Annotated in this window: 1 protein-coding gene; it reads left to right on the forward strand. The window is 36.1% G+C overall.

Going from position 1 to position 821, the window contains the following annotated elements; translation table 11 throughout:
* Positions 1-406 precede the first annotated feature (406 nt).
* Positions 407-821 (forward strand): tetratricopeptide repeat protein (locus tag QZ106_RS00415; protein WP_295972851.1); only part of this gene is annotated, 415 nt, incomplete at its 3' end.

Here is an 821-nt window from a genome sequence, read left to right on the forward strand (position 1 = left end):
GATTAATTGAGAGCTATTCTCATTTGTTAAATTATTGCAAACATAACGAGGTATTAAATTTTATTTGGAGTTGGGAAGATGAGACGATAATGGAAGAAAAATTTAATCAATGAAGAAAAAAGCGCACGTTAAAAACTGCGCGCTATCCTTTATAGTATGATTTATATATGTTATAAAATCTTTACAAAAACTGACCGCACTTTTTTATAAGCGTAAAAGTGAGCCAAAGTTGGGCTTATTTCTATCCTCTATTTTCTCGTTTTTCTTATTATTGGGTTGATTCTTTTTTAACCATGGCGAAGCATTATAATGCTTGTTGTTAGGTCTTGATAGACCTAACAAAACACCTTGTTAAACAAAAAGCCAGACAAGGAATGATTAATTTACAACTGTGAGGATCTATCTAATGAAATTAATTAAAACAACTACAATGTCAATCCTTTTTAGTGGTTTGCTTTTGTGCGTTACTGCGAGCGCAAACAATAAACAAGGTAAGGGGACGCCGGAGGAGGCAAAGTGTGTTGTTGCTGCGGTAACTGCTAATAGTATTGATGAGGTTAATGAAGCGATTGAAGTTTGCTTAAAAGTCGCAGAAGCTGGTAATTTGAAAGCTCAAGAGGCGCTGGTTAACTTGTATTTGGATATAAATCTTAAAGAGGCTCTAAAATGGGCTCGCAAGGCTGTAGATAATGGGAGCGTTCAAGCGCAGAGAGCTTTAGGAATGTTTTACTTAAACGGGTTAGGAGGGGTAAAAAAAGATCGTCAACAGGCAAAAAAATGGCTAACGAAAGCCTGTAATAATAACGAGCAAGGGGCTTGTG

Source organism: uncultured Aggregatibacter sp., assembly GCF_901873365.1.
Classification (GTDB): domain Bacteria; phylum Pseudomonadota; class Gammaproteobacteria; order Enterobacterales; family Pasteurellaceae; genus Aggregatibacter.